Annotated in this window: 5 protein-coding genes; all 5 read right to left on the reverse strand. The window is 57.4% G+C overall.

Going from position 1 to position 4,811, the window contains the following annotated elements; all coding sequences use genetic code 11:
• Positions 1-155 precede the first annotated feature (155 nt).
• The 5 genes from ACW7G5_RS14510 to ACW7G5_RS14530 all read right to left on the reverse strand — a co-directional run bounded on the left by ACW7G5_RS14510 (position 156) and on the right by ACW7G5_RS14530 (position 4,675).
• Positions 156-1,297, reverse strand: a protein-coding gene (locus tag ACW7G5_RS14510; RefSeq protein WP_457005683.1) for an IS3 family transposase whose coding sequence is annotated in 2 segments (ribosomal slippage) — positions 156-1,027 and positions 1,027-1,297 — 1,143 coding nt in all. Because the reading frame shifts where the segments join, the coding sequence is not laid out codon by codon here.
• Between the two features lie 832 nt (positions 1,298-2,129).
• A complete protein-coding gene (locus ACW7G5_RS14515) occupies positions 2,130-2,522 on the reverse strand; it encodes a cupin domain-containing protein (protein WP_457005685.1) in 393 nt (130 codons plus the stop codon).
• Positions 2,523-2,716: 194 nt separating this feature from the next.
• Entirely contained in the window at positions 2,717-3,532 is an 816-nt protein-coding gene (locus ACW7G5_RS14520) for a GIY-YIG nuclease family protein (RefSeq protein WP_457005687.1), read from the reverse strand.
• A gap of 60 nt (positions 3,533-3,592) precedes the next feature.
• On the reverse strand, positions 3,593-4,033 hold the full coding sequence (locus ACW7G5_RS14525) for a pyrimidine dimer DNA glycosylase/endonuclease V (protein WP_457005689.1): 441 nt from the start codon (positions 4,031-4,033) through the stop codon (positions 3,593-3,595).
• Between the two features lie 126 nt (positions 4,034-4,159).
• A complete protein-coding gene (locus ACW7G5_RS14530; RefSeq protein WP_457005691.1) occupies positions 4,160-4,675 on the reverse strand; it encodes a DUF2726 domain-containing protein in 516 nt (171 codons plus the stop codon).
• Positions 4,676-4,811: the final 136 nt, after the last annotated feature.

Raw genomic sequence — 4,811 nt, forward strand, 5'->3', positions numbered from 1 at the left:
CGGCTCGCGCGGCCAAGAACCCTCACCGAAAGCTCTCCGAAGCCGACTCGGCAGGTGGAATCTTGCGAAGGGTCGCGTCTGTCCGAAGCTTAGGTGCAGCAGGCCCTGACGCCGATGCCACTCACTGATCTTGCCCCCGTTTCTCGGACACCCGTCTAAGCAGCGTGGGCCCGCTCGAACTGCTCCGGGCTGACGTAGCCCAGTGTCGAATGGAGCCGCTCTCGATTGTAGTCAACCTCGATGTACTCGAACACCTGCGCCTTGGCCTCGGCACGGGTGGTGAAACGTTCGCCGTGGATCGCCTCGACCTTGAGGCTGTGGTTCCAGCTTTCCATCGCAGCGTTGTCGTAGCAGTTGCCTCTGGCGCTCATGCTCGCGATCAGACCGTCCTGATCGAGCAGGACGCGATGCTCACGAGAGCAGTACTGACTGCCCCGGTCGGTATGCATGATCACGCCACGAGGCCGCTTGCGCCGGAGCAGCGCCATCCGAAGCGCATCACACACCAGCGTGGCCGTCATCCGCTCCGACATCGACCAGCCCACCACTTTTCGGGAGAACAGATCCAGCACCACGGCCAGGTACAGCCAGCCCTCGTCCGTAACGATGTAGGTGATATCGCCGACCCACACCTTGTTCGGACGCTGCACCGTGAAATTCTGCTTCAGCAGGTTCTCCGCCACAGGCAGCGAATGGTTCGAGTTCGTCGTCGCCTTGAACTTCTTCGCCGCCTTCGCACGCAGGTCCTGCCGGCGCAGACTCTGCGCCACCTGGCGGCGACCCCGCCCCAGGTGCCGCGACAGGCGGGGCGCGCCGGCGCGAGCCTTGCGCCGCTCGAACTCCTCCCGCACCTGCGCATCCAGCGTGGCGCGGGCCTGCGCCTGCTTCGACGGCGTCCGGCTTCGCCACGCGTAGTACCCGCTGGGCGACACGCCGAGGAGCCGACACATCAGGCGGACCCGGAACTGGGCCTCGTGTGCCCTGATCGTGGCGTACTTCACTTGGGTTGCTTCGCGAAGTACGCCGCCGCTTTTTTTAGGAACGCGACCTCTTCCTCCAGCCGCGCCACCTCGCGCTTGAGCTGGGCCGTCTCCGCCTGCTGCACGCGATGCGCCTCGGCGTCCTCGCCCTCCTGCTGGGCCTTCGTCCGCCACCCGTACAACTGCGCCGGCTCCAGCCCCAGGTCGCGTGCCACCGCTGGGATCCCGTCCTTCGACGCCCGTAGCAGCGCCTGCTGCTTGAACTCGGGGCTGAACCGCTTACGCTCTGCCTTTGTCTCTGACTTCTTCCTGGTCATCTGTCTCACCTCGGGTTGCGATATTGAATCGCTTATCCGGGTGTCCGTGAAGCAGGGGCAGGATCACACCGCGCGTGCGAGACGCCAACAGTCACAGATGAGCGGCGAACATTATGCGACCGAAGATGCTGATCCGGTAGTGCGGGAAACAAGGCCTAACGCCTAAGTTAAGCCGAGACGCGCAGTGGAGCCAAGCACATGGCAAGCTTTATCTGCCATGTGGTTTGCGTAACGAAGCGGCTTCGGCTTGAACGCATTGTTAGGCCGCCACCGCGGGGGTGCCAAGGAACGACGATCATTGGAGTGGCATCCACATAAAACTGGAGAGCAAGAATTCCGTTGCTGGAGGAGCCTCACCAGGCCAAATAACTGCAACGGCTCCGGTAGCCGGTGCGGTCACAATAGTCCACTCGTTGCCGGCGCGATCGCTGAGCGAGATGCCGCAATCGGATCTCACACCAGCCTCTGACGCAGTCCCGATGCTGATGGAGACTACCTCCAAGTCATTGAGGGTCACGCCCTCCCTAGCGAACTCCCCCGGCACGGGTCGGGCCAGGGTCCGCTCCACTCTAAGCGACCCCATCTCATGTCCTGACTCCGTCATTGTCGGGACACCGCGCACCGTCCAAACCGTACCGTCCAGCCAGATCAGCTCTAGATGCCACGTGCAATCGGATGACTGCGCCGCCGGCCACGCGATGCGTGAGACCTTGCCGCCGCAGCAGCTCGCCAAGTCTTTGCTAGTAAGTCCGGCAAGCTGGATCGGAAGGTACATGCGGCCTAACGCCTGAATTAAGCCGCGCCGCGAAGCGGTGTCGGCTTGAATGAATTGTTAGGCCTCACCTGCGAGTTTCCCTAACATGTGGTCGATCACTTGGCCATGTTCATGCTGCGGGCTGAAAAGCACCACCTCAGCATCTTTCTCGACTCGCACCGTATGTCCAGGAGGCCAGAAGAACATGTCACCAGCACCTACAGACTCATGGTTCCCGTCTTTATACGTAACGATGATCTCGCCTTCTATGAGATAGCCCCAATGCGGGGATTGGCAAAGATCATCTGTGAGCCCTTGGAGCAATGGAGCCATGTCCGTGCCTTGCCCAAGTGAGAAGTACTCTGCCCCAATAGCTCCATAGCCACTGGCATCACCGAAGTCTGGAATCTGCCGAGCCGTGGCTCCCGGAATAGTGATACGTGCTGGAATATCAGTCTTTGCGATGCGCATGTCACACCTCACCTGGCGGAATTGGATGCCCCCAGTCCTCTGTAACGGGTGGATCCAAGCGGTGCGGACATGTGTGCGTGAGGCCTAACGCCTGAGTTAAGCCGATCTGCGCAGTGGAGGCAACGGCGTGGCAAGCTTTTTCTGCCACGACGTTGCTGTAACGAAGCAGGTTCGGCTTGAACGAATTGTTAGGCTCAATTCTTGTTGTATCCGTAGGGGAGTCGCGACATGAGCGCTACTTTCCAGTAGTTCTCACGGTCAATGATGATCTGATCATCCGTTCTGGCGGGGCGATACTCTAGAAGGCTAATCCGGAAGTTTTCTCTCGCGTACTCAATTCCGTAGTTCTCGATGATCTTTGTCAGTTCATCATTGAATCCGTGGCCGGTATTGATGTAGGTGGACCAACGAGCCCAGACGCCCGTTACGCCGTAAGCTGACCCGACGTACTTCATGCCATTGGACTTGTCGAAGATCACATAAATGCCTTTGACATTAAGAAGTGCGCCACGCCAATCAGGCTTACTGGTTCGAATGATGTGTTCAAGATCGCGAAAATCTAGAGTTATGTTCTCGTAGCCTGGGAACACTTGTCTGGTGTAGCTCGATTTGAAGACTTCATCAATGATGAAATTTTCAACGTAGTTCTCCAGCCTAATAGCCTTGGCTCTTCCCGACCTTGAGAAGCGAACCTTGAGTCGACCGATTAAATCTTCGCCTTGCTCCGTCAGCGCTACGGTATAGCTATGTGAATTGTTGACGTTACCCCTGGAAAGAACTTTGTATACGCCGCCAAAGAGCCAAGTGCCTGGGTCTGGATAGAACTCAACTAATGCAAAAATGAAATCGCGATTGAAGTCATCTTTGCTGGATCGCCACGAGTTCCAGAGGGACCATTCTTCCCTATCGCGAACGAATACATCAAGCGGATGTGACTCACCGTTCCAACTGGCGAGATGGACTTTGTATTTTGTCGGCTCTTCTAAATCGATTAGACGAGAAAGTTTCATAATTGAGCCTAACGCCTGAATTAAGCCGCGCCGCGAAGCGGTGTCGGCTTGAATGAATTGTTAGGCGTCACCCGACGCCCGCTCCCATGATGCCACGGGCCCAGGTTGCGGATGAAACAGCGGGTGGCACGTTGGAGTGATCACGCCGCTCCATTGGGCGAGCACGGCTGGACTGCGAACCGACAACTTGCTTTGCAGATGCAGCCACTCACATGCAAGTTGGCCCGAATTGACAGGGATTGGTTGAACAGTCCGGATTGGGCCGATCTTGGAGCGGTCGAAAGCGTAGCCGCGTTGAGTTGCCTCGGCATGGACAGCGGCCAGATACGAATTTATGGCCGAGCGCGGACGTGGGTGCGCTTTGAAACGCTCCAACTGAGGATGGCGGGTGTAGCCGCGCGTCTGTCCGCGGAGCACTGCCTTGGCCAGTAAGGCCTCACGCCAAAGTGCAACGAGCCCTTGCGAGTCTAGATACTTTGGATGCAGTGACCAGAGACGCATGCAGTGGCGCCTAACACTCAAGTTAAGCCGAATTGCAGCGCGTAGCTGGCAACATGGCAAGCTTTTTCTGCCATGTTGACGGCGTAGCGATGCAATTTCGGCTTGAACGCATTGTTAGCCGCTCGGCTACGGATGGCTCATGATCCAGCCTACGAGTGCGGAGACCTTGCTAGCATTTCCGATGTCCGAGTTCTTGAAGCGCTGGAATGGCATTCCGATGGCGGACAGCACCTGCGACTTCATCTTGTCGCGCTCAATTAGATTCAGGTCCTCCTGGTGCTCTGGTCCATCAAGCTCAACGACACAAGTTGGATTTCCCTGGCTATTCAAGAAAACAAAATCGAGACTGAGAAGGCTAATTAAGTTAAAGAAAAACCACCTCGGCGCCTTGTGGTTTCCAACCAGATATTCGTAGTTCTGGAGAAGCTGTGGGCTAAGCTGTGTGTCGTCCAACTCTACCAGCCTGATGAGCTGCACTTGGCAGCAGATGTGCCGGCTAGAAAGGCCTGCGCTCAAGTGTTGCAGCAAACTTTTTTCGTTTGCTGAGAGGAAGGTTGCTGGAACTACAGGCACAGCCACTTCTACTGGGGATGCGAGCGCCGCGTCGGCTGCTACGAGGAGTTTGTACTCTTCGAGCGTCATGTTTGGCGGAATGGACCGGCCAACCTTTTGTAGACACCCGCAGGCCATAATTCAGGGCAACAGCAGGGGTGTTTATGAGCAGCAAGCAGTACACGGATGAGTTCCGGGCAGAGGCGGTGAAGCAGGTTTTGGAGCG

The sequence above is a fragment of the Luteimonas sp. A501 genome, assembly GCF_054052085.1.